General features: G+C 68.5%; 20 protein-coding genes and 2 CRISPR repeat arrays (1 of these 22 running past the window's edge). Of the genes, 6 read left to right on the forward strand and 14 right to left on the reverse strand.

Annotated features, from left to right (window positions below; genetic code table 11):
- A complete protein-coding gene (locus OIE13_RS25125) occupies nucleotides 1-702 on the reverse strand; it encodes a hypothetical protein (RefSeq protein WP_326635925.1) in 702 nt (233 codons plus the stop codon).
- Nucleotides 703-1333: 631 nt separating this feature from the next.
- Between OIE13_RS25125 and OIE13_RS25130 the strand changes: the two genes are divergently transcribed.
- Entirely contained in the window at nucleotides 1334-5881 is a 4548-nt protein-coding gene (locus OIE13_RS25130) for an FtsK/SpoIIIE domain-containing protein (RefSeq protein WP_326635923.1), read from the forward strand.
- 154 nt (nucleotides 5882-6035) lie between these two features.
- A complete protein-coding gene (locus tag OIE13_RS25135; protein ID WP_326635921.1) occupies nucleotides 6036-7037 on the forward strand; it encodes an ABC transporter substrate-binding protein in 1002 nt (333 codons plus the stop codon).
- A 73-nt stretch (nucleotides 7038-7110) separates the two neighbouring features.
- Here OIE13_RS25135 and OIE13_RS25140 read toward each other — a convergent pair whose 3' ends face one another.
- Nucleotides 7111-7383, reverse strand: a complete 273-nt coding sequence (locus tag OIE13_RS25140) for a WXG100 family type VII secretion target (RefSeq protein ID WP_030907662.1) — start codon at nucleotides 7381-7383, stop codon at nucleotides 7111-7113.
- A gap of 173 nt (nucleotides 7384-7556) precedes the next feature.
- On the opposite strand from OIE13_RS25140, the gene OIE13_RS25145 reads away from it, so the two are divergent.
- From OIE13_RS25145 to OIE13_RS25155, 3 genes are all read left to right on the forward strand, one after another.
- Entirely contained in the window at nucleotides 7557-7679 is a 123-nt protein-coding gene (locus tag OIE13_RS25145) for a hypothetical protein (RefSeq protein ID WP_326635916.1), read from the forward strand.
- A gap of 129 nt (nucleotides 7680-7808) precedes the next feature.
- Entirely contained in the window at nucleotides 7809-9563 is a 1755-nt protein-coding gene (locus OIE13_RS25150) for an acetyl/propionyl/methylcrotonyl-CoA carboxylase subunit alpha (RefSeq protein WP_326635914.1), read from the forward strand.
- Between the two features lie 666 nt (nucleotides 9564-10229).
- On the forward strand, nucleotides 10230-11573 hold the full coding sequence (locus OIE13_RS25155) for a hypothetical protein (protein WP_326635913.1): 1344 nt from the start codon (nucleotides 10230-10232) through the stop codon (nucleotides 11571-11573).
- Between the two features lie 73 nt (nucleotides 11574-11646).
- On the opposite strand, the gene OIE13_RS25160 is transcribed toward OIE13_RS25155, so the two are convergent.
- The 12 genes from OIE13_RS25160 to OIE13_RS25215 all read right to left on the reverse strand — a co-directional run bounded on the left by OIE13_RS25160 (nucleotide 11647) and on the right by OIE13_RS25215 (nucleotide 23824).
- Nucleotides 11647-11898, reverse strand: coding sequence for a hypothetical protein (locus OIE13_RS25160; protein ID WP_326828827.1), 252 nt, complete (start codon nucleotides 11896-11898; stop codon nucleotides 11647-11649).
- 252 nt (nucleotides 11899-12150) lie between these two features.
- On the reverse strand, nucleotides 12151-12630 hold the full coding sequence (locus OIE13_RS25165; RefSeq protein ID WP_326635910.1) for a TIGR00725 family protein: 480 nt from the start codon (nucleotides 12628-12630) through the stop codon (nucleotides 12151-12153).
- 132 nt (nucleotides 12631-12762) lie between these two features.
- Nucleotides 12763-13629 carry an aldo/keto reductase gene (locus OIE13_RS25170; protein ID WP_326635909.1) on the reverse strand — a complete coding sequence of 289 codons (867 nt, stop codon included), beginning with the start codon at nucleotides 13627-13629 and terminating at the stop codon, nucleotides 12763-12765.
- A gap of 101 nt (nucleotides 13630-13730) precedes the next feature.
- Entirely contained in the window at nucleotides 13731-13931 is a 201-nt protein-coding gene (locus tag OIE13_RS25175; RefSeq protein WP_326635908.1) for a hypothetical protein, read from the reverse strand.
- An 89-nt stretch (nucleotides 13932-14020) separates the two neighbouring features.
- Nucleotides 14021-14871: a CRISPR direct-repeat array (repeat unit 37 nt; unit sequence GTTGCGATCCTCACCGACCCCGGAGGGCCGGTGCTGG).
- Between the two features lie 281 nt (nucleotides 14872-15152).
- Nucleotides 15153-15443, reverse strand: a complete 291-nt coding sequence (gene cas2, locus OIE13_RS25180; RefSeq protein WP_326635906.1) for a CRISPR-associated endonuclease Cas2 — start codon at nucleotides 15441-15443, stop codon at nucleotides 15153-15155.
- Between the two features lies 1 nt (nucleotide 15444).
- Nucleotides 15445-16467, reverse strand: a complete 1023-nt coding sequence (gene cas1c / locus OIE13_RS25185; protein WP_326635904.1) for a type I-C CRISPR-associated endonuclease Cas1c — start codon at nucleotides 16465-16467, stop codon at nucleotides 15445-15447.
- On the reverse strand, nucleotides 16460-17104 hold the full coding sequence (gene cas4 / locus OIE13_RS25190) for a CRISPR-associated protein Cas4 (RefSeq protein WP_326635902.1): 645 nt from the start codon (nucleotides 17102-17104) through the stop codon (nucleotides 16460-16462). Before cas4 ends, cas1c begins: the two co-directional genes overlap by 8 nt.
- On the reverse strand, nucleotides 17095-17973 hold the full coding sequence (cas7c, locus tag OIE13_RS25195; RefSeq protein ID WP_326635900.1) for a type I-C CRISPR-associated protein Cas7/Csd2: 879 nt from the start codon (nucleotides 17971-17973) through the stop codon (nucleotides 17095-17097). Before cas7c ends, cas4 begins: the two co-directional genes overlap by 10 nt.
- On the reverse strand, nucleotides 17970-19787 hold the full coding sequence (cas8c, locus tag OIE13_RS25200) for a type I-C CRISPR-associated protein Cas8c/Csd1 (protein ID WP_326635898.1): 1818 nt from the start codon (nucleotides 19785-19787) through the stop codon (nucleotides 17970-17972). The genes cas7c and cas8c overlap by 4 nt, the downstream gene beginning before the upstream one ends.
- The gene (gene cas5c, locus OIE13_RS25205) at nucleotides 19787-20410 is read right to left on the reverse strand and encodes a type I-C CRISPR-associated protein Cas5c (RefSeq protein WP_326635896.1); all 624 of its coding nucleotides are present in this window, start codon (nucleotides 20408-20410) and stop codon (nucleotides 19787-19789) included. Before cas5c ends, cas8c begins: the two co-directional genes overlap by 1 nt.
- Before the next feature lie 56 nt (nucleotides 20411-20466).
- Complete coding sequence (cas3, locus tag OIE13_RS25210) at nucleotides 20467-22719, reverse strand: CRISPR-associated helicase Cas3' (RefSeq protein WP_326635894.1); 2253 nt, start codon at nucleotides 22717-22719, stop codon at nucleotides 20467-20469.
- Between the two features lie 91 nt (nucleotides 22720-22810).
- Nucleotides 22811-23824, reverse strand: a complete 1014-nt coding sequence (locus OIE13_RS25215) for an IS630 family transposase (protein WP_326635026.1) — start codon at nucleotides 23822-23824, stop codon at nucleotides 22811-22813.
- A gap of 345 nt (nucleotides 23825-24169) precedes the next feature.
- Between OIE13_RS25215 and OIE13_RS25220 the strand changes: the two genes are divergently transcribed.
- Nucleotides 24170-24310, forward strand: coding sequence for a VOC family protein (locus tag OIE13_RS25220; RefSeq protein ID WP_326635892.1), 141 nt, complete (start codon nucleotides 24170-24172; stop codon nucleotides 24308-24310).
- A 91-nt stretch (nucleotides 24311-24401) separates the two neighbouring features.
- Nucleotides 24402-25437: direct repeats of the CRISPR family, unit length 37 nt; unit sequence GTTGCGATCCTCACCGACCCCGGAGGGTCGGTGCTGG; it runs 5685 nt beyond the window's last position.

The following is a 25437-nucleotide window of genomic DNA, read 5'->3' on the forward strand; positions in this document are numbered from 1 at the left end:
TCAGCGCGCTCCCGGCAACTCGGCGAGCGCGATCTCACCGGTGGAGGCGTACGCGGCGACCTCCGGTGAGATGGAACTGTCCACGATGATGGTGACCAGGCCGTTCGCGCCGCTCCTGCCGGGCGTTCCGATCTGGTGGACCAGGGCGCTCTGCGCCAGCACCCGCCGCTCCTGGCCCACGCCGCCACCCCTGCTCGGCACATAGACGACCTGGACCCGGTCTCCGCGCTCCAGGGTGCCCGGTGACTGCCCGGGTTTGAGGGCGAGACCGACCTGCGCCTTGCCGGGGCCCTGCTCCCTGCTGGAGGAGACCACCATCTCGCGGGTCAGGAGCGTTCCCGGGATGAGGGTGACGCGGGCGAAGTTCTCCGCGACGCGGGCGCGCTGGGACCAGGCCACGTAGCCGATGCCGGTGTCGGCGATCTGGACCTCCTTCAGCATCGCCTCGGTGAACTGCTGGCCGGCGCCGATCTGCTGGGAGACGGCGATCGCCGAGACACGATCGCCGCTGCGCAGGACGAGCAGGGTGGTGGCGAGGGCGCCGCCCAGGATGAGGAGGACGGCGAGGGCGGCGAGAGCTGGTTTGCGCTCGCGTGGGGGCACGGGAAGCTTGCGCGACGCCGGCCCGGACAGAGTGCCCGCCGACGACTGGCGCTCGGCGTTCACCGGGACACGGCCCGTTGGCTTCTCACTGGTCCTCATGGGTAGGGGGACTCCCAGAGTGATCATAAGTATGGGGACTACTGGTCGAATTTACGCCATTATGCGCACCATGCCGACGGGCTGCCGGACAAAAACCAGAACCCATGCTCGTTTGATAGGAACACGTCTGTCAACGCCACTTCAGAAGAACATGGCGGTTTCGCTAGATGACGGAACACTTATCTAGGTGATAAGGACGGTAATTAACTCTTACACCAATCGTCCCAGCGTTTACCTACCTCTATCTACCTCTACCTACCTCATTCCGGCCCCCACCCCCTCCTTCACTTCGCCGCTCGCGGGGGTGTGCGCCCCGCTTAGCCCTGGACCTGTTCACAATGTGGAACCCTGGAAAGATGGCCACATCATCCGGGCGCGGCCCGCCGCCCCCCGGTTCTCCGAACAGGTTTTCCACAGCCCCGCACGACAGGCAGGCCGACCCCAGGAGCTGATAAATCATCAAATATCCCCATAAAACGGTATAAGTAGCCGCCACTTCCGGGGAGTTATCCACAGGCTGGGACGTTTTCCACATACCGGGTCGCGAGCCATGAGATTGCCGCGAACACCCTCTTGGAGACCGTTTCCACTCTGTACGGTGGATCCGGGGCCTGACCCGAGGAGAGCGTCAATGCGGATCATGCTCACCGTGCTCAGCGAGCACGCCGACCGCGATGTCGTGGTCGAGGGCGACGAGACGACCACAGTGGCACGGCTCGCGGAGTCACTCGCGGGCCAGGGCGGCGAGCGCCCGAGCAACGTGGTGCGGCTGACACGCAGCAAGGCGCCGTACGGGCTGGGCCGCGACTCGGCCGGGGCCGACCCCCCGGCGCTCTGGCTGGACGGCCGTCCCCTCGACCCCACCGCCCCCGCGCTCGGCCTGCTCCGCGACGGCGACCTGGTCACCCTGGAGCGCTCCCTCGCCATGGCCACCCTCGCCGAGGAACCCGGCGGGATCGTGGAGATCCGGGTGGTCGGCGGGCCCGCCGCCGGGTCGGTGCACCGACTCAGCCTGGGCGTGCACACCATCGGCTCCGACCCCGCCTGCTCGGTGGCCGTGTCCGACCCCCGGCTGCCCGCACTGGCCGCCGTGGTGCGGCTCACCCCGGACGCCATCACCGTGGAACCGGGGGAGGTGGCCGGCGCCCTGCTCGACCGCGACCCCCTGGAAGGTCCGCTGCCCTGGCCCGAGCACGCCCTGCTGAGCTGCGGCGGCACCGTGCTGACCCTCAAGGCGGTGGAGCCGCCCGACGCGCACCTGGACGCGCAGCCGGACGGCGGCCTGGCCTACAACCGGCCGCCCAGGTTCCGCCCGCCGGGCGGCGCGCGGCGTTTCGAGGTCCCGGCCGAGCCCAGGCGTGCCGAGACCATGCGGCTGCAACTGCTGACCGCGTTCCTGCCCGCGGCGCTGGGGATCGGCATGGCCTGGGCACTCAATACGTGGTACTTCCTGCTGTTCGCGCTCATGACACCGCTGATCATGATCGGCCAGTGGTGGAGCGACCGGCGGCACGGCCGCAAGCAGTACCGCCAGCAGGTCAAGGAGTACCGGGAGCGGCTGAAGGTCTTCGAGGCGGCGGTGGAGCGCGCCCGCGCCGACGACGAGACCGCCCGCCGCGCCGCCGCGCCCGACCCCGCCGAGGTGCTGCTCACCGTGACGGGCCCCCGGCGGCGGCTCTGGGAGCGGCGCGATCACGACCCCGACGCGCTGCGGCTGCGGGTCGGCCTCGCCGATCTCCCCGCCGACCTGGAGTTCTCCCCCGAGCGCTCCGCGCCCCTCGACGCCCCGATGCCCGCCCCGCCCACCTGCCAGGCGGTGCCGGTGGCGCTGGCCATGCGCCGCCTGGGCGTCGCCGGCCTGACCGGGCCCAGGGAGACGACGGCCGGGCTGGCACGCTGGCTGGTCGCCCAGGCCGCCGCCCTGCACAGCCCACGCGACCTGGCGATCGTCGTGCTCTCCGCGCACGGCGACGGCGAGGAACGCTGGGGTTGGGTGCGGTGGCTGCCGCACTGCGCCCCGCGCGGCGGCGAGGACTGCGTGGCCCTGATCGGCGCCGACCCCGAGGCCGCGGCCCACCGGGTGAGCGAGCTGGCCGCGCTGATCGACGAGCGCCTCGGCGACGACGCCGCCGCAGGACCCGCGGCCAAGCTCGGCCGCGTTCCGGCCGGCTGGGGCGACCTGGGAAGCGGCGGCTCCGAGCAGCCGTACGCCGCCCCCGTCTACGACGAGCGCCCCTACGACGTGCTGGTGGTGCTCGACGGCGCGCAGGTGCTGCGCGCGCTGCCGGGGATGCCCCAGGTGCTGCGCCAGGGACCCCGCGCGGGCGTCTACACCCTGGCGGTGGACGGCGACCAGCGGCTGCTGCCCGAGGAGTGCGCCACCGTCGCCGCCATGGAGGCCGACGGCACCGTGCGGCTGCGCGGCGGCGGCCTGGACGACCTCGGCGAGATCCTGGCCGACCAGGTGACGGCCACCTGGTGTGACCGGCTGGCCCGCTCGCTGGCGCCGATCCGCGACGTCAGCCGGGACGACGCCGGCCTCGCCCTGCCGGGCTCCGCGCGACTGCTCGACCTGCTGGCGCTGCCCTCGGTCTCGGGCACGGTCCTGGCCGAGCGCTGGGGCCGGTCGACCGAGGCCGCGGTGGGGGTGGGCCCCGAGGGGCCGTTCTCCGTCGACCTGCGCAGGGACGGGCCGCACGCGCTCATCGCGGGCACCACCGGCGCGGGCAAGTCGGAGCTGTTGCAGACCCTGATCTGCTCGCTGGCGGTGGCCAACAGGCCGGACGAGATGACGTTCGTGCTGATCGACTACAAGGGCGGCGCCGCGTTCAAGGAGTGCGTGCGGCTGCCGCACACGGTGGGCATGGTCAGCGACCTCGACGGTCACCTGACCCAGCGGGCACTGGCCTCCCTGGCCGCCGAGATCCGCCGCCGCGAGCGCCTGCTGCTGGCGGCCGGGGCGAAGGACATCGAGGACTACCACGAACTGCGCGACGCCCGCACGGCTCGCGCCTCCCGCGACCTGCTCGTCGCCGGGGGCGGTGCGCCGGTCAGGCCGCTGCGCGGGCGCGCCGAGCCTCCGGCCCCGCTGCCCCGGCTGGTGCTGGTCATCGACGAGTTCGCGGCCATGGTCAGCGAGCTGCCCGACTTCATGACCGGACTGGTCGACATCGCCAGGCGGGGGCGCTCGCTCGGCATCCACCTCATCCTCGCCACCCAGCGCCCCGGCGGGGTGGTGACCGCCGACATCCAGGCCAACACGTCCCTGCGGATCGCACTGCGGGTCACCGAGGCCACCGAGTCCGCCGACGTCATCGACCGCCCGGACGCCTCGTACATTCCCAAGTCCGCTCCCGGCCGGTGCTACGTGAAGTCGGGCGCGGGCGCGGCGACGGCGGTGCAGACCGCGCGGATCGGCGGCCGGAGCCCCGGCGCCTCGGGCGGCGAGACCAGGGTGCGGGTGACGGAGATCGGGTGGCAGGCCCTGGGGCGCCCCAGACCGGCGCGCGCAGGGGTCGAGGGGGGCCACGTCACCGACCTGTCCATACTCGCCGACGCCCTCGTCGAGGCGGCCCGCGTCGCCGGAGTCGCGGAGCAGCCGAGCCCCTGGCTCGAACCGCTCCCCGAGCTCATGGTCGTCCCCGGCCTCTCCGCGGCGTCCGGCGGCCTGCCCTACCGGGCGGGGGTCGAGGAGGTGCCGCCGCTGGCCTTCGGGGTCACCGACATGCCCTGGGCACAGGACCGGCGGGCACTGGCGCTCGACCTCGCTCAGGGAGGGCACCTGCTCGTCGCGGGCGCCGCACGGAGCGGGCGGTCCACGGCGCTGCGCACGCTCGCGGGGGCGATCGCCGGCCAGACCTCCCCCGACGACGTGCACCTGCACGCGATCGACTGCGGCTCGGGTTCGTTGCTGCCCCTGATGACGATGCCGCACTGCGGGGCCGTGGTGACACGCGACCAGCTCGACCGGGTGGAGCGGCTGCTGGCCCGGCTCCGCGCGGAGGTGGGGCGGCGCCAGCAGCTCCTCGCCGAGGCCGGGTACGCCTCGCTGGCCGAGTTGCGCGCCGGCACGGACGGGCCTCGGCTGCCGTGGCTGGTCCTGATGCTCGACCGGTGGGAGGGATTCGTCGCCGCGTTCGAGGGCTACGACTACGGACGGCTGATCGATTCGCTGATGCAGTTGCTGCGGGAGGGTCCCGCGGTCGGGCTGCGGGCCGTGGTGACCGGCGACAGGTCCGTGCTGCTCGGGCAGATCTCCACGGTCTTCGACGACCGGCTGATCCTGCGGCTGGCCGACCCTTCCGACTACGGCCTGGCCGGGCTGCCCGTCAAGGACCTGCCCACGACCCTCGCCCCTGGCCGCGCGCTGTCCACCGGCGAGCACGGCATGACCGAGAGCCAGATCGCGCTGCTCTGCGACGACCCCTCGGGACCGGCGCAGGTCGCCGCGCTCCAGGCGCTGGCCCGCTCGGCACCGGAGATCACCGCCGACCCGCCGATGCGGGTGGACGCGCTGCCGATGCGCGTCACCGCGGCGCAGGTCCTGGATCTGGTGCCCTCCTTCCGGCCGCCGTCGCCGCTGTGGGCGCTGTTCGGCGCCGGGGGCGACTCGCTGGCCCCGCTCGGCGTCGACCTGCTCGCCCACGGCCCCGGCGCGGTCGTCGCGGGGCCGCCCAGGTCCGGCAGGTCCACGGCACTGCTGACCGCCACCCACTCGCTGCTCTCCCAGGGCACCCCCACGGTCCTGGTGACTCCCCGGCGCAGCCCGCTGTGCACGCTGGTGGACACCCCGGGCGTGCTGGCCGTGCTGGACGCGAACGGCGACCTGCACGAGGCCGTCGCGGGACAGGACCGCTACGTCGTGATCGTCGACGACGCCGAGCTGATCTCCGCCGACTCCCCGCTGGGCACCGCGCTCGAACAGGTGCTCCGGAGCGGCAGGGACGGCGAGCACGGCATGATCATCGGTGGTAGCACGGGCGACCTGACCACCGCCTACCGAGGTTTCGCGGCCGAGGCCCGCAAGGGTCGCACCGGCCTGCTGCTCTCGGTGCAGAGCCCCGCCGACGGCGATCTGTTCACGGTCCGGCTGCCCCGCGGCGCGGTCGGCGGCCCCCCGGGGCGCGGCCTGCTGGTGACCCTGGGCTCGGTGACCCCCATCCAGGCCGCCATCACATGAAAATGCCCAGAACGGCCGAGCTCGACCTCATGCCGGGCGTGCCGGTGGTCCGAGTTCTACGGACGGTTTACGACTCCGAGAATCGGCCACTGGAGGTTCAAGAGTCGATCGTGGCCGCAGACAGCCACGAGTTCCGATACGAGGTGAAGATGCGGTGGCGACACTCACCATCGGCGCCTGCCTGTCCCTCTCCGGCAAGCATGCCCGCTTCGGCAAGCAGGCCCGGCTCGGTTTGGAGATCTGGCACGCCTCAGACAGCACGCTGGACCTGGTGATCCGGGACGACCAGAGCGACCCCGCAGTCCTCCAGGCATCGCTCCGCGGGCTGTCGGATCGCTGCGACATCCTGCTCGGTCCGTACTCGACCCAGCTGATGCGCAGGGCAGGCCGCCTCGCCGCCGAGCTCGGCCGCCTGATCTGGAATCACGGCGGGTCGGGTGACGATGTCGAGGCGGCCCACCCTGGACATGTCGTCTCGGTTCTGACGCCTGCCAGCCGATACGCAGAGCCGTTCCTGTGGCATCTGGCCGGCACCGAGGCGCTCCCCGTATGGATCGTCCGCGGCAAGGGTGGTTTCGGCCGGCAGGTGGCCGCCGGCGCCGAGGTGATCGCGCGTTCCCTCGGCATCGATACGGTCCTGCTCGGCCCCGGGGACGGCCTGCCGCAGACAGCCGGAGGCGCTTGGGCTCTCCTCTGTGCCGGCGCCTTCGAAGAGGACATCGAGACGATCAGGCGGGCCAGATCGCTGCCTACGCCACCACGGGCGGTGTGCGCGGTGGCGGCGGGCGTCCGCGAGTTCGGCCAGGCGCTCGACGACCCCCACGGCATCTACGGGGTCGGCCAATGGTTCCCCGGCACCGGAGACTCGGCCGAAGTGGGCATCGGCGAACCTGACTTCCTCGCCGCCTATCAAGACCGCGCCGGGGTGCTCCCCGACTATCCAGCCGTTCAGGCGGTGGCCGCCGCGATCATCGCGACCCACTGCGTGACGGCGGCCGGCGACACGGGACGCGATGCCTTGTGGTCGGCTGCCGCGTCGTTGGAGACAACCACGCTGTTCGGCGCCTTCAAGATCGACCCCCACACCGGTATGCAGCTCGGCCACCGACCGGCGCTCATCAGATGGAAGTCTGACGGACCTGCGATGGCCGGGTGACCTCCGGCCCAGGCGCCAGCACATGAAAATGCCCCGGCCTGTCAAGCACCGGGGCATTTCGGCGGGCCGTTTCCTATCGCGTGGCGGACTCGATATTGCCGCGATAGGTGTTGATCACCCGAGAAGCCTCACCGAGCTCCTCGGACATGCGCTGGAAAGCGGCGCGATAGTTCTGCCATGCCTCGCTGAAACGCTGGGCGCCGGGCCCCGTCCAGGCGGTTCCGACCTTCGCCGCCTCCCTGTCGAGGGCGGCCACGGTGGCTCTGACCTGGTCGGCCTGCTGGGTGAACTGGGTGGCCATCTGCTGCATTTCCGCGGGGTTGCCGCCGAGCAAGTTCTGGCTCATGCCAGTCTCCTTCGGATCGATGTCGGGGGTTGGTCACCAAACGAAATCACGATAGGCGTACGGATCACAGGGGTATCCGGGATATACCGAGCGGCTATGGACGTTCCCCTACCTACCGAGAGGCTAACGTTCTTTATTGTCTTGATTTTTCATGATTCAAGGAGCTATGGACAGTGGGTGAGATTGTGGTAACGGGCGGAGGCACCGGGATCGTGAGGTTCGTCGCCGCTCCCGAGGCACGCCACCTGACCGGGCAGGTCCTGCACGTCAACGGCGGCGCATACCCAGGCAGGTAGGACCCATCCTCTCCCCGGCCATCAACTGGGCAGGTAGGACCCACCTCTCCCCGGCCATCAAGCGCCGCCTACACTCCGTGAAAGGCCCGCCAGCCCCCCTGCTCGCACGTACTGAAGGGAACGACGTCGGTGCATAAGGTCCTGATCGCCAACCGTGGTGAGATCGCGGTGCGAATCGCCCGCGCGTGCAAGGACGCCGGGCTGACCAGCGTCGCCGTCTACTCCGACCAGGACTTGGACGCGCTCCATGTCCGGGTCTCGGACGAGGCGCACGCGCTCGGTGGCCAGACCCCCGCGGAAACCTACCTCGACATCACCAAGCTGCTGCGGGTCGCCGCCGAGACCGGGGCGGACGCCGTGCACCCCGGCTACGGCTTCCTGGCCGAGAACGCCGACTTCGCCCAGGCCGTGATCGACGCCGGCCTGACCTGGATCGGCCCGCCGCCGGCCGCGATCACCGCGCTCGGCGACAAGGTGCAGGCCCGCCACATCGCGCAGAAGGTCGGCGCGCCGCTCGTGGCCGGCACCAAGGACCCGGTCTCCGGGAGCGACGAGGTCGTCGCCTTCGCCGCCGAGCACGGCCTGCCGATCGCGATCAAGGCCGCCTACGGCGGCGGCGGGCGCGGGCTGAAGGTGGCGCGCAACGCAGAGGAGATCCCCGAGCTGTACGACAGCGCGGTCCGCGAGGCGGTCACCGCGTTCGGCAGGGGCGAGTGCTTCGTCGAGCGCTACCTGGACCGTCCCCGGCATGTGGAGACCCAGTGCCTGGCCGACGCCCACGGCAACGTGGTCGTGGTGTCCACCCGCGACTGCTCGCTGCAACGCCGCCACCAGAAGCTGGTCGAGGAGGCCCCCGCCCCCTTCCTGACGCCCGAGCAGCTCGACCTGCTCTACACCAGTTCCAAGGCGATCCTGCGTGAGGCGGGCTATGTCGGGGCCGGTACCTGCGAGTTCCTGGTGGGCCAGGACGGCACGATCTCCTTCCTGGAGGTCAACACCCGCCTGCAGGTCGAGCACCCGGTGACCGAGGAGGTCGCCGGCGTCGACCTGGTACGGGAGATGTTCCGCGTCGCCGACGGCGAGAAGCTGGGCTACGGCGACCCCGTGCTGCGCGGCCACTCGATCGAGTTCCGGATCAACGCCGAGGACGCCGGGCGCGGCTTCCTGCCCGCCCCCGGCACGATCACGCGTATGAGCGCCCCCTCCGGTCCCGGGGTGCGCCTGGACGCCGGTTACGAGGCCGGCATGACCGTCCCGCAGTCCTTCGACTCCCTGGTCGCCAAGCTGATCGTGACCGGAGCCACCAGGGCGCAGGCCCTGGAGCGCTCGCGCAGGGCGCTGGCCGAGTTCGAGATCGACGGCATGCCGACCGTGCTGCCCTTCCACCGGGCCGTGGTGGCCGACCCCGCGTTCACCGGCGAGCCGTTCTCGGTGCACACCCGGTGGATCGAGACCGAGTTCGACAACACGATCGCGCCGTACGCCGGAGGGCCCGGCGAGGCCGGGGAGCCGGGCGAGCGGGAGCGGATCACCGTCGAGGTGGGCGGCAAGCGGCTGGAGGTGGTGCTCCCCGCGGGGTTCGCCGTCGGGAACGCCGGCGCGGGCAACGCGGCGTCGAAGGCGCCTCGCCGGGGCGGCGGCGGGGTGGCCAAGAAGGCCGCGAGCGGCGACTCCCTGGTCAGCCCGATGCAGGGCACGATCGTCAAGGTCGTCGCCGCCGACGGCGACACCGTCGCGGCCGGTGACACGATCGTCGTGCTGGAGGCGATGAAGATGGAGCAGCCGCTCGCCGCGCACAAGTCGGGCACCATCACGGGACTGGCGGCGCAGGTCGGCCAGACCGTCACCGCGGGCGCCACGATCTGCGAGATCAAGGACGTCTGAGTTCCCACGATCTACGAGATCAAGGGCATCCGAGTTCCCACGATCTACGAGATCAAGGGCATCCGAGTTCCCACGATCTACGAGATCAAGGGCATCCGAGTTCCCACGATCTACGAGATCAAGGGCATCCGGGTTTCAAGGACACCCGGCCCCCGAGCGCGTCCCAGAACGCGCTCGGGGGCCTGCTCGTTCGGCCCGGCGCGCGCCCGGCCGAACGGCGGCGGCGGCGGCGGCGGCGGCGGCGGCGGCGGCGGCGGGTGTGACGGTCCACACGCCGAATGCCCCGGTAGGTGCCTGACACGATTCGGAAGAGATCGTGACGGTCCACACGCCGAATGCCCCGGTAGGTGCCTGACACGATTCGGAAGAGATCGTGACGGTCCACACGCCGAATGCCCCGGTAGGTGCCTGACACGATTCGGAAGAGATCGTGACGGTCCACACGCCGAATGCCCCGGTAGGTGCCTGACACGATTCGGAAGAGATCGTGACGGTCCACACGCCGAATGCCCCGGTAGGTGCCTGACACGATTCGGAAGAGATCGTGACGGTCCACACGCCGGATGCCCTGGTAGGTGCCTGACACGATTCGGAAGAGGATACGGTCAAGATGTAGGAACTCTGCCGTCCGCTCATTCGTCTTCAGGACGAAGGAGGCTTTCTGCCGTGACCACGATTAGAACCGCGCCAGGCCGTTTCGGTGCCATGCTCATGGCACTGTTCGCCGGGCTGCTGGCCGTTTTCATGCTCGCCCCGGCGGCCCACGCCGCGGCGCCGGACCCCAGTGCGATCGTCTCGGAACTGAAGGACGGGGACCACTTCTACGCCGATCCCGCGGCGGGCCTGCCCGCCAACGCCGTCGATGCCATGCGCGGCGCGGCCGAGCAGACTTCCTCCGTCTACGTGGCGATGCTGCCCGACGGCTCGGTCACCAGCCAGTCCCAGGCGAGGACCCTGCTGAGCTCGCTCCTGAAGGGCGTCGGTTCCAAGTCGACGGTCCTGGTGATGAACGGCAGGACCCCGTTCGGCGTCACGAACATCAAGGGTGTCGACGTCGACGAGCTGCTCGGACGGGCCAAGGCCAACAGCCCGACCGACAGCGTGATCAACTTCGTCAAGCTGGCGGACGACGCGGCGTCGGGCGCCGGCGTGCCCGCCAACTCCTCCAGCTCCAGCTCCTCAAGCGGCTCCAGCACCGGCGTGCTGGTCGGCATCCTGGTGCTGGCCCTGGCCGGTGGTGCGGGCATCTTCCTCTACTCCCGCAAGAAGAAGAAGGATCGTGAGATCCGTGAGGCCGCCGAGCTGGCCGCGGTCAAGCAGACCGTGGACGAGGACGTCACCAAGTTCGGTGAGGAGATCACCGACCTCGACACCGACGTCAAGCTGCTCGGCGACGGCGCCGACCACCTGGAGGACTGGCAGCGCGCCCTGGACTCCTACGAGCGGGCCAAGGTGGAGCTCGCGGCGGTCAAGCGCCCCGACGAGTTCCGCGGCGTGACCACCGCGCTGGAGGAGGGCCGCTACGCCCTCGCCTGTGTGAAGGCGCGCGTCAACCACCAGCCGCTGCCCGAGCGGCGCTCCCCGTGCTTCTTCAACCCGCAGCACGGTCCCTCCGTCCGTGACGTGCGCTGGGCCCCGCCCGGCGGCGCGCTGCGCGACGTGCCCGCCTGCGCGGCCGACGCCGAGGCCGTCGATCGCGGCTTCGAGCCCCAGACCCGCGAGGTCATGGTCAACGGCCAGCGCCGCCCGTACTACGACGCGGGACCGGCCTACCAGCCCTACGCCTACGGCTACTACGGCGGCTTCGGCGACGTCATGACCGGCATGCTCGTCGGCACGATGATGGGCAGCATGCTGAGCGGCGGATTCGGTGGCTACGGCGGCTACGGCGCCGGCGCCGACAGCGGCACCGACTTCGGCGGTGGCGGCGACTTCGGCGGCGGCGGCTGGGGTGACTTCGGTGGCGGAGGCGACTTCGGCGGCGGAGACTTCGGCGGGGGCGACTGGTAGCCCCACCCACGGCAGTACGCCGAGCCGCACGACGATGGGCGCGCTTCCCCTTCGGGGGGCGCGCCCATCGGTGTCACCGGAGCCCGCCGCCGTATCCCCGGCCTCCCCTGCGCAGCCGGCCGTCGAGGGTGATCCCGGCCCCGACCCCGATCTCGCCGATGAGATAGACCAGGTTGGCCGTGCCGGCGGCGCCGGGAAAGGACCTCCGCGCGGGGACGAGGCCCGCGACTCCTACCTGAAGGTCCTGCGGGACAACGGCCGTGCTTAGCGACCACGCGAAGACCGGACCGGCGGGTGACCTGACCTCACCCGCCGGCACCGGCACCGGCACCTCCAAGGATGTCCGTAAAGGGGGGTCGAGGACAAGCCGGGCGCGCCCGCAACCCTTCGGATCGCGTCTGAAACGTGACTGGCAGCTGCTGCTGATGGCGCTGCCGGCGATCGGGCTGCTCATCCGGTTCCGCGGCTGACCTCGTCCACGGTTTCCGTACCGACAGGGGCTACGACGCGGACTGAGCACATGGGAATCCCCTGCCGCCGGCCATTGCCCGGCTGGGCCGGGCAATGGCCGAAGGAGTCAGTGGTCAGGCCAGAGCCCGGTGGCCGCCAGTGCCTCCTGCGGGGACGAGACGTACCTGACACCGGCGACCTGATGCCCCGCACGGTCAACCAGCCGCCAGCCGCCGAGCTGGACCACGGGGGCACGGCCGTGGCGCATCGCGAGCGCCAGTTCCGACAAGGTGCCCCACGATCCACCGACGACGATCACGGCATCACCCGAGTTGACGATGATGTTGTTTCGCGCCTCCCCGACGCCGGTCGGGATCACGATGGAAAGGTCCGGGTTGGCGTGCTCCCGGTCCGCTCGGGACAGGATGCCGACCACCGTCCCGCCCGCCGAGCGGGCACCGGACGCCACGGCGGCCATGACTCCCGTGTAACCACCGCAGATCACCACCGCACCGCGCTCCGCCAGCAGCCGGCCGATCTCGCGGGCATTGGACTCGTCCTCGCCGGTGCAGTCACGCGGACCGCAAACCGCTATCTGGATCGTCACGATGAGACCTTTCCAGCGGGTGGCGACCACCGGCCGGGGATCTCCAGAGCGAACCGAGCCGGTCGTACATCGACATCACGGCGGGCGAGGAACGTCGCCGCCGGCAGGACCGGCGGCGTCCGTCCTCCTCTCTCAGGCCCCCTTGGACAGGGCCGCGAACTCCTCGTCGGTCAGTTCGACGCCTGCGGCGGCGACGTTGTCCTCCAGGTGGGCGACCTTCGAGGTGCCGGGGATGGGGAGCATCACCGGGGAGCGCTTCAGCAGCCAGGCCAGAGCCAGCTGCGACGGGGTGACGCCGTGTGCCCTGGCCGCCTCGGCGAGCGGGCCGCCCTCCTCGGCCAGCTTGCCGGTGGCGAGCGGGAACCACGGGATGAAGCCGATGCCGTTGGCCTCGGAGTACTCCAGCAGCGGCTCGGCGTCGCGCTGGGCGAGGTTGTAGAGGTTCTGCACCGAGACGATCCTCGCGAACCTGCTCGCCTCCTCGACCTGCTCGACGCTGACCTCGCTGAGGCCGATGTGCCGGATCTTGCCCTCCTGCTGCAGCAGGGCGAGCTCCCCGACCTGGTCGGCGAGGGGCGCCTTCGCGTCGATGCGGTGCAGCTGGAACAGGTCGATCCGCTCCACGCCGAGGTGGCGCAGGCTCAGCTCGGCCTGCTGGCGCAGGTACTCGGGGCGGCCGACCGGGCGCCAGTCGTCGGGGCCCGACCGGGTGAGCCCCGCCTTGGTCGCGATGACCAGGTCCTCGGGGTAGGGGTGCAGCGCCTTCCTGATCAGCAGCTCGGAGACGAACGGGCCGTAGGAGTCGGCGGTGTCGATGAAGTCAACACCCAACTCGACGGCGCGACGCAGCACGCGGACCGCCTCCTCAGGGTCGCTCGGTTCTCCCCACACGCCTTTCCCGGTGAGCTGCATCGCCCCGTACCCCAGGCGGTTGACCGTGAGGTCGCCCCCGATCGCGAACTGGCCCGACGCCTCGGCGGGACGTTCCGTACTCGTCATGGTGTTCTCCTCATAATTGATCAAAATCACGGTTCGAAACGGCCACCGCGGCGTCTGGGCCGATGCTTCCCCTTGCAGCGCCCGTACCCGGAAAACCGCTTTCAACCACGTACGGCCGTGGCGGCCAGGATGAGCCCGATGAGCGTCGGGACGATACCCTCTCTGACCAACCCGCGATCACCCACCACCCGTACGGCTCCGGAACGGTCCTGTACGTCTCCACCCACCTGTCCGACGCCGCCTACGCCCGCCTGCTGGGCCTGGAAGTTCGTACGACGCGGCGACTGGCTCTTCGCGATCAACCACAGCGACCAGGAACACGAAGTGGATGGCCTGTGCCCGCCGCCCGGCGGTTTCGCCGAAGAACACGCGGCGACTCAGTGCCCTGATTGCTGCGCCCCTCACCGACCCCGGAGGGCCGGTGCTGGGACCAGATCGAGGCCGTCTACCGCCTGTATGAGTCCACGTTGCGATCCTCACCGACCCCGGAGGGCCGGTGCTGGCCGACCAGCTCGACCGCGACTTCCCCGATTTCGACCAGGTTGCAATCCTCACCGACCCCGGAGGGCCGGTGCTGGTCGTGTGCTGCCACACCCTGACTGCCTCCGTTGTCTTGTTGCGATCCTCACCGACCCCGGAGGGCCGGTGCTGGAAGTCGCGAGCGGTGCGGGGCTCGCCGCTGTGGTTGCGGTTGCGATCCTCACCGACCCCGGAGGGCCGGTGCTGGGCTACGACACGTTGCCCGAGGCCCAGGGCGAGTACCCGTTGCGATCCTCACCGACCCCGGAGGGCCGGTGCTGGTACGACCTCGGAGGCGGCGACGGCTGGAACATCCGCGTTGCGATCCTCACCGACCCCGGAGGGCCGGTGCTGGCCGTGATCGACACCAGCGGCATGACGACCTCCATGGTGGTTGCGATCCTCACCGACCCCGGAGGGCCGGTGCTGGATCAAGAGCATGCTGCACGCTCACATCGCTGACGAGGTTGCGATCCTCACCGACCCCGGAGGGCCGGTGCTGGCATGCATTGCTCCATGGGCTCCCCGTCCGGTCCCTGGTTGCGATCCTCACCGACCCCGGAGGGCCGGTGCTGGCGGTGCTGGCCGCTCTACCGGGGCACAACCCCCTGGCTGTGGGTCCTCACCGACCCCGGAGGGCCGGTGCTGGCGGTGCTGGGGAGCGGGGCAGCGGTGTGCCGTCCTGCGTGAAGAGCCTCACCGACCCCGGAGGGCCGGTGCTGGCGGTGCTGGGTGAGCACGTTGTTGCGGATCCGGGCCTTGGGGCCGGCTCACCGACCCCGGAGGGCCGGTGCTGGCGGTGCTGCCCTGCAAGGGCCGGGAGAGAGGCGACAGCGATGGTGGCTCACCGACCCCGGAGGGCCGGTGCTGGCGGTGCTGGGTTCTTGAGCTGGGATTTTAACCATTTCTCAACGAAGAAGCATCCGACAGGTGGGGAGAAATGCCCGATTGGTGTTGATTTCCGGTTCGGAACAGGTGGCGTGTCGCGGGCATACCGGAGGTTCCTAGATCACCAAGGGGCCTCGGGGGTCAATGGCCCGTCTGATGCCCAGGTGTTCGACGTCGTCCAGCGCCTGGGCGGGGAGGCGGTAGATGCGCACCGTGTCGCTGCTGTGATCGATGGTATGGGTAAGAGCTGCGACCAGGCGGAGCTTGTCCGCCTCGGAGCACACGATTTCGAAGACCGATTTCTGGACGCGGTGGCCGTAACCCTCGCAGATCTTCGCGACCCGGCGCAGCCGTGCCTGCCCCTCCTTTGTGATGGTCTCCACGTCGTAGGTCACCAGCAAGTCCATGTCAGTTCACAGTCCATGGGAGGTATTCATCCAGATCACCGCGCAGGTGTCGGGCCAGCAGCCGGGCCTGAATGAGGGGCAGAAGTGCGGCGGGCACCTCGCGTTGCAGGTGAGCATGTGGCCAGGTCCGTTGGCGGCTGGTCTGCCAGGCGTTCAGGACGGTACGCCGGGCGTTGTCGGTGAGACGGACCACGTCCCCGGGTAGGCGTTCGAAGTCGCCTTCGCTGAGCTCTTTGCGGTTGAGCATGGTCATGACGAGCCTGTCGGCCAGCAGCGGCCTGAACTCCTCCATCAGGTCCAGCGCCAGAGCGGGCTTTCCTGGCCGTACGCCGTGCAGGAACCCGATGTAGGGATCAAGTCCAGCCTGTTCCAGGGCTCCATGGACCGCGACGCGCAACATGCCGTACAGAAATGACAGCAGGCAGTTGACCGGGTCGGCCGGAGGGCGGCGGGTACGTTGGAAGGGCGTGGCGGCGCTGGGACACATCGCGGGCAGGGCTGCGAAGTAGTCACGGGCGGCCATGCCCTCGGTACCCATCAGGACCGAGATGTCATCGGCTTGGCCCGTTTGGGTCAGCGCGACGGCGTTGCGCTCGGCGGCTGCGCGAAGAGTGCTCTGTTTGGCGCCGCTGGCGTCCCGAGCGGCACGGAGGAGCACCTGCCGGCTGTTGTGGATCTTTCCGGCGACCATGCGCTGAGCGATGGAAAGCCGCCAGGCTTCATCGTCATGGGCACGATGTTGGGAGCGGCGCAGCAGTGGGTTCCCCGCTGTGGGGCCACACACGCGGGCGCGGAAACGTCCGAAGCCGGTCAGCCAGCTGATACTGCGACGGTCATCGGCGCAGCGCAGCAGCAGATCATCGGTGATGGTGACGCCGCCGAACAACACCAGATGGTCGATGCGCGCGAGCGGCAGAATCTTACGGCCGGGCTGGTCGGGGTGAACCACTCGGAGGGTGTCGTTTTCCAGGTGCAGGCTGCTACCGGGCGTCTGGACGTACAGGGTGTTGAGGAGTTCAGTCACGCCAGGTTCCCAACGGACGGATTTCAAAAGGGGTGGTGGTCCGGTGCGATGTGTGGGTGAGTTCGGGCATGCAGTCATCGCGGAGCGAGCAGCGACGGCAACGGCGGTCGTTGTGGGCGGGAGGGAGCCTGTCCTGGAGCAGGAGATCACGCATTGCGACAGTGGCTTCGAGGGTACGAGTGATCAGTTCAGGGGTGATAGGTATCTGGTGGCGACGACGGTCGGCGGCGGAGTAGATGTAGCCCTCGGGTACGGCGTAGCCGGCTTCCGCCAGGCAGACGGCCTGACCTGCGAGTTGGAGGTCGGCCGGCCCCTGAGGATGGTAGGGGCCGACCTTGTACTCCACGGGTGTGGCGTGGTCGCCTTCGATCTCCACCAGGTCGCAGACACCGTGCAGGCCGTGAACACGGCTGCGGACCGGCAGAGAACGCACCAGGGCCACACTGCGCCGCCGACGGGTACCCGGTAGGTCGACGACGGCGTGTGCGAGTTCGCCGCGTACGGTGTCGACGTTGTCGGTCCAGGTGGCCTCGACGTGGATCAAGGCCGCCTGGCGTCGGCAGTAGGTCAGGTGTTCCAGCGCCGACAGCGGGATGCTGACCAGTTCCGCGCTCCCGTCATCGGTGGTCAGGGCCACAGATCCACTGCTGTCCAGAAGGTGACGCCTTCTGGCAGGTCGTCGTTGGCGATGACGCGCCGGTAGTCGGTGTAGTGGCGCGGCGGCTTTTCAGTGTCGGAACGCTCCACCCGGATGCGGCTGGAAAGGGCCGCCGCGGGTGCCACGCCGAGGGCGTTGGGGTGGCTGTAGACGTACAGGCCGCACAGTCTCATCTCTCCGCGTGCGGCGGAGCGGTCATGGTCGAACATCAGGGTCAGGGCCGTCCACAGGGTTTGCAGGTCTTCGCCGGTGACGCCGGTCTTGGCCGCGCGTCCAGCGGAGTAGAAGGCGTGGGCTCGGTAGAGCCCGTAGGGAAGGGTCCATTTGGAACCCATCTCGGTGCGCTTACCCGAGTCGAGGTCTTCTTGCCGAGTAGGGGTGACGCGGGTGATGGCGTTGTCACTGGGCAGTACCGGGTCCAGACTGCGTGCGAAGGTGAACTGCAGGGGGCCGCGTACCTGTCCCGCTCCGGCGGTTTTGCTTCCCTCTTCCTTCTTGCCGGTACTGAGCACCGCGCCGAACAGGCGGATGTCAACATAGCGGTCACACAGCCAGCGCTGCTGTTCCTCGGTCGTGCCCTTGGTGATGGTGCGGGCCTGCTCGATGCGCGGGTTGAGGGCGTGTCCGGCTTCGACGAAGATGCCGTAGCGATCGTCTGCGGGCTTGATCTGGGGAATGACGTCGCGGATCTTGCGCTTGAGCGCGACATCGGTGACCAGGCCCTGGCCGGTCTCGTCGTCGGTGCGTGGCTGGTTACCCGCGTCCGGGTCGCCGTTGGGGTTGCCGTCGGTGACGTCAAACAGCAACACGATGTCGTGCCGGACGGCCGGGTCCAGGTGTGCGCTCATGCGCGAGCTCCTTCTTGCGGGTCGAGCTGCTGGTTGGAGGTTTTGGCTGCTTTGCTGGCGATACGCTCGGCTCGGGTGGTGGCGCGCTGGTGGTGGTAGCCCAGGATGAAGGCCGCCTGGTCGGCCAGGACTGCGCCGTGCGGGACGCCCCCGGCGACTACCAGCTGGGAGAACAGATCGTCCAGGGTCTCTTGGGCGCGCTGGGCCCAACCGGGCTGGTCGCGGCGCAGTCGTTTGAGCCAGGCACGCGCGTCTTTTCGGCCGGCGACCAGAGCGACGGCGGGGCTGGTCACCGCTCGGCTGAAATAGCGGTCGGTGAAGGTGACGTTGGGGGCGTCGTCACCGCCCGCGCGAGAGGCCGAGAGTTGCACGTCTTCGAGAACGGCGAAGAGCCGACCGGCCAGGTAGGACGGCTGATGATGATCGGGATTGAGCAAGGGCATGTATGCCTCCGGATGGGAGATACCGGGTCGCCGGACCAGTGCCAGGCGCAGCAGGGCCGCGCGTTCGGTGTCCAGGCGGCCATCGGCTCGGATTCGGTGGACCACGTGGGCCAGCAGCTTGGGCGGCAACGGTTTGTTCAGCAGGGCGGCGCGAAGCAGTCCTTGATACAGGCCGTCGGGGCGATCGGCTCCGGAGGCACCGAAGGCGGCATATATTTTGCGGTCGCCCAGCCAGCGGCCACCGGCCAACGCCATCCTGCCAAGCCCGGTGTGGCGAACCTCTCCGGTCCAGGCATCGGTGATCGCGTGGTCGGTGAACCAGGCCGCAAGGTTGTCCTGGATATCAGCCAGGGGCAGTTCGATCCAGTCGCGGACCATGACCCGTGAGACGTTGCCCCCGATGGTGACCGCGCAGAAGGTGCTCAGGTCCTCCTGAGTCAGTGGGGCCGCCTGCCTGCCGCGTGCTGCGGCGCCCAGGATGCGGGCCACCTGTTCGGGGTGAGCACGAGGGTCGTCCAGCGGATCCAAGGTGAGGTCGCTCTCTCCGGTGACCCACCAGGCCAGGCGAGTGTTCTGCCCGGTCAGCGCGCTTCTCCACTGATGGTCCAGCAGGCTTTCCAGCGCACCCATCGCCGCCAGACCGCACTGTACGCAGATCGGAGTGTGGGTGAGTTGCTCCTGCAGGGCGAAGCCGTGGGTGGCCTTGTTCACGCTGACCAGGGACGCGCTCTGACTTGCTTGTGGCACCAGCCTCGCGGGTAACTGCTGGGGAATGGTTTTCAGCAGTTTCCCCATGCTGCCACAGACCAGGCAGAGCCCACTGTTTCCTAAACCTTTTCGCGAATAAGCCACCGTGTCCCAGAACTGGTGGGCCGATTCGGTCTCGTGCAGGAAGACACCCCCAGGTACCGAATCATCATGGATCCGTACCAAGATCAGGTCTCCCCGGCCCCACCCTTCCTGCTCGGTGAACCGCTCAACATGTCCCTCGGTCAGGAAGCGGTGCAGTGTATGCGCGGGAGAGTCAGGATCAGATTTCACCCACTGGTCAGTCAGGTCGATGAATGCCTGATGGGCTTTGGCCACCCGATCAGGTTTGGCAACTTTGGCGATCCAGCCCAGCAGGTATTCCGGGTTGTCCAAGGCAACCTTCGGTTCGATGCCCACAGTTTTGGTGATCGAGGGCACCACGTACTCGACGCCGTTCTTACGCAGCGGATCGCCAGGGTCGACCAAGGGCGTCAGCGTGGGCGACAGCGGAGAACCATCGGCCCGCAGTTCCAGGATCCATTGGGCTTTCTGTGCTCTGTAGAACGGCGGTGGCGATATCAAGCGGTCTCTGGCGTACTCCACCAGGCGTGCCAGCAGCATCAGCCACCGCCGGTCGAGACCGCTGGGACGTGGATTCCGCGTTCAGGCACGTACAGCACACCATTGTCGAGTCGGGCGGTGAACCACTCCATCTGGATCGGTGGCCCGAAATGGATGGTGTGCAGCATCACCCCCAGATCCTCGGTCCGGTTGATCGGCGGTGTGTCGTCGGGATCGCCGAAGTCCGCGCTGAACTCCTTGGTGCCCAGGAACGGCTGGTGGAAGCAGGAGCCTCGGGTAACCCTGCGCCGGAACTGGTCCCGGTAGGCTGCGGCGTTCTTGTTGGCCTGCGTACCGGCCTCGATATGGGCGTGGATCCGATAGGCCACATCACGCAGGCACACAGCGTTGCGTTGGTCCCGATTGGCGGCGGTGTCCACCCGATCCCCGCGCAGCGCCCCGGCCATCGACACCACCTGATGGGTCTCGTTGCGCCGGATGGTGAACTGTTTGATCGGTTTGAGCACTTCGACGGCCACCACCCGGTAGCGCATCTGCGGCTTCCAGAAGATCGCCTCCAGCACTCCCCTGGCGGCAGTCGGTGTCATCACCGGATAGGTCAGCCGCTCGGCCTTCAACTCCGGCCGCGAGAACAACGCGGCCTCACCCGCGACCTGCACCACCACCGGAGGTGAACCGTCAGAGGAGCGCGGCAACTGTAATGAGGGTTTGACCGTGTTCAACAGATGAACTCCTCGGTGCGGGGGTCGAGTTCGATACCGGTGTGAGAGTCGTAGTCGCCGATCCACTCGGCAAGAGAGCCGGCGCGTCCGGGCTCACCAATGATTGGTTTCATCAGGGCGACCACTCCGGGCTTTCGCAGTGCGGAGGGGTGCACGGTGGTCACGTACGGCTGAAGCAGTCGCAGGTCGGCCCCGTCGGGGCGGGCGGCGGTACGAACCCGTTCCACGACCTGATCGATGAGTTCCCGCTGCTCCTCATCGACCGCTCCTCGTGAGGTCACCACGCTGACACCGTCATCGGTGATCATACGGAAGGCATAGCGGCGATCACGGATACCGGTGACAGGGTCGGCCGGCCCGTCGGTCACAGCGGGGAAGTCCAGAATGCCTCTGGCGTCCTGAATTCGCTGACCGGCGCTGCGTGAATCCTCCAGGTTCAGTGCGCCGTACACCGACCGGTAGTAGCCGCGTAGCGCAGCGAGATTGTCGGGATCGGCCTTGCCTGGACCGAAATACAGGCGGGTGGCAGCCAGCAGGGTTTTGTATGCCTGTGGATGGCCGGCGTCCTCGGGATCAACAATGACCACCTTTCCCAGGCCGAGCAGATTGCCTTCACGGTTGGCTCGTCCCGCCGCCTGAAGCAAGGAATCCGCCGGCGCCATGACCCGGTAGACGAGGGGAAAATCGACATCGACCCCGGCCTCGATCAGCTGCGTCGACACCAGAAGAACCGGCATCCCCTCAGCTAACCGAGTACGGACCGTTTCGAGCACGCGGCGCCGATGTGCGGCGCACATCCGGGTCGACAGGTGCCAGGCCACACCCTCGGGAACCTGCGTACGCCAGATGTTGAACACCGTACGGGCGTCGGCGGTGGTGTTGACCACGACCAGCGCCTGCTCCTGGGCGGCCGCCTCATCGGCGAGTTCGTCCAAGGTGGGGCTGGGATCGATTCGCCAGTCGAATTCGACTCGCCGCAACCGGGATACCAGCGCGGCGGGATCAGCAACGATCTCGGTCGCCGGAAGGGTTTCGAAAGGACTCAGGTGCCAGAAGTCCGGCTGGGTGGCCGAGGTGAGGAGCACGGTCGTCCCGAAGTGGTCGACCAGCGTTCGAAGGGCGTCCAGAATCGGCACCAGCATCTGGTGCGGTAGTGATTGAACTTCGTCCAGCACGATCACCGCTCCCGCCAGCCGGTGCAGTCGGCGCATGGCAGCGGGTTTCCGGTCGAACAAAGCCTCGAACAGCCGGACGGTGGTCGTCACCACGAACGGAGCGTCCCAGTTTTCCGCGGCCAGACGTGCCCAGCGGTTGGACGGTTCGTCCAGATTGACCCCGCTGTGATGCTCCAGCACGACCTGTGCCCCCTGCGAGGTCTCCAGCAAACTCCGGTAAACACCGGCGTTCTGCTCAGTGATCGTCAAAAAGGGGACCGCCACGATCACTCGGCGATGTCCGCGCAGAGCGGCGTGGTGTAGCGCGAATCCTCCGGCCGAGATGGTCTTGCCCACCCCCGTGGGTGCGGCCAGCCGGAAAACGCCGGGCTTGGCAGCAGCGGCACGTACGCATGCTCGATAGACCTCCTCCCGCTCGGCATCAATGACGGAGCGGACGAGACGATCTTCCAACAGAGCTGTACGTCTCTTCTCGAACCGATCACGTAAATATCCGAAATCAGCGTCGGGGCGTACGACAGGACCGGAGGCATCCGCGAAATGGGCGGCGGTGTCCAGGAAATCCGCATCGCACAGCGCGCTGAAAGTCAGCCGCAGTGCCATCTCTCGCACCAGCGGTTGCCTCCATGCCGGGGGGATCACCACGCGATCGGTATTGTCCAACTCCGGGAGTATTCCGCTTTCCAGCACAGCGAGTGCATCGGATTCCCGGTCGCGATCCGCTTTCGTCGGGTTGTCCAATCGCTCGCGCAACGCCTGCGGATCCACGAGCCCACCATGATGACCGGCGATCGCCAGAGCAAAGGACCCCAGCCCTCGCTCCCGGGCCATGCGGGCACCCAATGTCTTGTGATCGATGCCCACCGGGCGCCCGGTTCCCGACACCTCTGCCAGGCGTTCCTGCCAGTCACACGAGGCCTTGCCGCAATCGTGCAGCAGGCCAAGCCACCAGGCGATGCGCTCTCCGCCGAACCTCTCAGCGAAGCGGGCCGCCAACTCCGCCGTACCCCGTAGGTGATCGGTCAGCAGATGCCAGTTCCGTAGCCGGTCACTCTCACTATGAGCAAAAACCACAATGATCCTCAGCTAACACCTTCACATCCCTACCTGGGAAAACAACCGGTTCACCATACTGAGCCGATCATAAGTTTTGGGACTATCGGCGTTATGCGCCGATGTAGGTCAGGTGCGGGTCGGTGAAGAAGGCCCGGACGATGTCGGGGCGTTTCTGTAGCCGGTGCATGCCGCTGTGCATGGCCGCGGCCAGTTCGTGTTCATCGGCGACCGCCTCACGAGCCACCCGGGCCTTGATGTTTTGGTTGACCCACTCATCAGGGTTGAGATCGGGGGCGTAGGCGGGCAGGAAGAACAAGCGCAACCGGCCGCCGGTACGTGCGATGAAATCACGCACCGCGGCGGCGGTGTGGATCGAGGAGCCGTCGACGACCAGGAAGATCGGCCCGATGACGGTGCGCAGCAGCTGCGCGCAGAACCCGAGAAACGCCCAGCGGTCCATCGAGCCGTGCCACAGCCGGTAGCGCAGCGTGCCGTCCGCGGCGACCGCCGAGAACATCTTCACCGACCGGCGCTGCGCCCCGGCGCACACCACCGGGGTCTGTCCGATCAGTCCCCAGGTGGTCCCGGCGCGGTGATCGACGCGCATGCTCATCTCATCGGCGAACAACACCAGCGCCCCCCGTGCCCGGGCCAGGCGACAGATCTGCGGCAACAGCACCGTCGTCCACCGGGTGACGGCCGCCGGATCACGCCGCCATGCCCGATAGGCCGGGCGTTGCGGCGACAGGCCCAGCCCGCGCAGCAACCTCCCGGCCGCCGCCACCGACAAACCGATCCCGAACCAGGCCGCGATCACCAACGCCACCAGCGCCCGCGTCCACAATGCCACCGCCGTCCCCAGTACCTGACGGGGGGTGACATCACGCACCACCGCCTTGACGCTCTGCTCCTGCCCAGGCGTCAGCCGCCGCGGCCGACCCGGCGCCTTCTTGATCCGCAGCGCCTCGTCACCACCTGCCCGGGCCTGGCGTTTCCACCGAAACACCGACTCACGGCCCACCCCCAGCGCCTCGGCCACCCGATCCGGTGACATGCCCTCCTCCAGCAACCGGAGGGCGAAAACCTTCTCCTCGAACGTCGCTCTGCGACCTTTTCTCGCCATACCCCCAGCATGCGCCTGCCGGAACTCGATCTCCCACCGCTACCCAACACGTACCAAAACTTACGATCGGCTCAGTAACAGGAAAAGGAGGCGTTAACCACGCCAAAGCAGAACATGAAAACTATTCAGTACACCACATCCGACAATTGCGACTTATATTTATAAATATGACAAAATAGACATAAAGCGCAAACCCGAAAACCATGGTGAGAGGGCGATTAAATTTCCCGATAATTCACGTTCCCCCCGCCAAAAATCATGGGAGTCATGGGAAATATGTGTTCGAAGAGCCGTACACGCAGGCCGCCGACAGAGCTTACGATCACGAAGACGCGAGTCGAACCGGTGGCGATTATCGTGGAGGACCACGACCAGGCCATCGAGTTCTTCGCCAACGCCCTGGGCTTCGAGTTGGTCGAGGACTCGCCGTCGTTGACGAACAATGGTCGCCCGAAGCGGCGGGTCGCGGTCCGGCCGGCGTGGTGACGGTCCTAAATATGCCGTTGCGATCCTCACCGACCCCCGGGGGGTCGGTGCTGGCCGCCTACCCGGGCGTGCACCTGATGTTCCGGGTCCCGTTGCGATCCTCACCGACCCCGGAGGGTCGGTGCTGGTCTGTGGACGAGGGCGGGACGGCGGGCGCCGTGGCGGTTGCGATCCTCACCGACCCCGGAGGGTCGGTGCTGGGGGCGGGGTCTGCTCGACACCGGTCAGAACCTCGGGGCGTTGCGATCCTCACCGACCCCGGAGGGTCGGTGCTGGCCGGCCGACCGCCGGCCGGAGGCGACATCCCACAGCCGTTGCGATCCTCACCGACCCCGGAGGGTCGGTGCTGGGTTGTCCTCAACGCCGGTCACCGCGACCAACGCCACGTTGCGATCCTCACCGACCCCGGAGGGTCGGTGCTGGGCCCGCCGCGACCCGCTCAAGGTGGCGTTGTCCTGGTTGCGATCCTCACCGACCCCGGAGGGTCGGTGCTGGTCAGCTTCCGCCTGGCCTTCCGGACGCGCTTGGGCTCGTTGCGATCCTCACCGACCCCGGAGGGTCGGTGCTGGCCGAAGGACATCGCCCAGTGAGCATCACCCGCACGGAGTTGCGATCCTCACCGACCCCGGAGGGTCGGTGCTGGTACCTGCTGCGCGCCTTCGAGGTGTCCGACATCGTGTTGCGATCCTCACCGACCCCGGAGGGTCGGTGCTGGCAGGGCGAGGTCGCCAAGCAGCGCGACCGCGCCGAGTTGCGATCCTCACCGACCCCGGAGGGTCGGTGCTGGGCGAAGCCTGGCGGGGTGTTGAAGGAGGAGCCCCTGTTGCGATCCTCACCGACCCCGGAGGGTCGGTGCTGGCTCGAAGTTCGAGTTACTCCCCCTGGGGACCTGCAAGTTGCGATCCTCACCGACCCCGGAGGGTCGGTGCTGGCCCCGAGCAGGTGTCGGCCGCTGCTCTCGCCCGTTGGGTTGCGATCCTCACCGACCCCGGAGGGTCGGTGCTGGGGGACACCCCCGGCCGGGAAACCGTCCGGGAGATCGGTTGCGATCCTCACCGACCCCGGAGGGTCGGTGCTGGGGTCCAGCGTTGCGCGCTCTGGCCTGCCTGTAGTCACGTTGCGATCCT

This window comes from Streptosporangium sp. NBC_01810 (assembly GCF_035917355.1).
Lineage (GTDB): Bacteria > Actinomycetota > Actinomycetes > Streptosporangiales > Streptosporangiaceae > Streptosporangium.

Bases quoted from the DNA above. Each gene is read 5' to 3' on its own strand.
- OIE13_RS25125 (WP_326635925.1), bottom strand. From the start codon at position 702: ATGAGGACCAGTGAGAAGCCAACGGGCCGTGTCCCGGTGAACGCCGAG.
- OIE13_RS25130 (WP_326635923.1), top strand. From the start codon at position 1,334: ATGCGGATCATGCTCACCGTGCTCAGCGAGCACGCCGACCGCGATGTC.
- OIE13_RS25140 (WP_030907662.1), bottom strand. From the start codon at position 7,383: ATGAGCCAGAACTTGCTCGGCGGCAACCCCGCGGAAATGCAGCAGATG.
- OIE13_RS25170 (WP_326635909.1), bottom strand. From the start codon at position 13,629: ATGACGAGTACGGAACGTCCCGCCGAGGCGTCGGGCCAGTTCGCGATC.
- cas2 (WP_326635906.1), bottom strand. From the start codon at position 15,443: ATGGACTTGCTGGTGACCTACGACGTGGAGACCATCACAAAGGAGGGG.
- cas7c (WP_326635900.1), bottom strand. From the start codon at position 17,973: ATGAGCGCACACCTGGACCCGGCCGTCCGGCACGACATCGTGTTGCTG.
- cas8c (WP_326635898.1), bottom strand. From the start codon at position 19,787: ATGCTGCTGGCACGCCTGGTGGAGTACGCCAGAGACCGCTTGATATCG.
- OIE13_RS25215 (WP_326635026.1), bottom strand. From the start codon at position 23,824: ATGGCGAGAAAAGGTCGCAGAGCGACGTTCGAGGAGAAGGTTTTCGCC.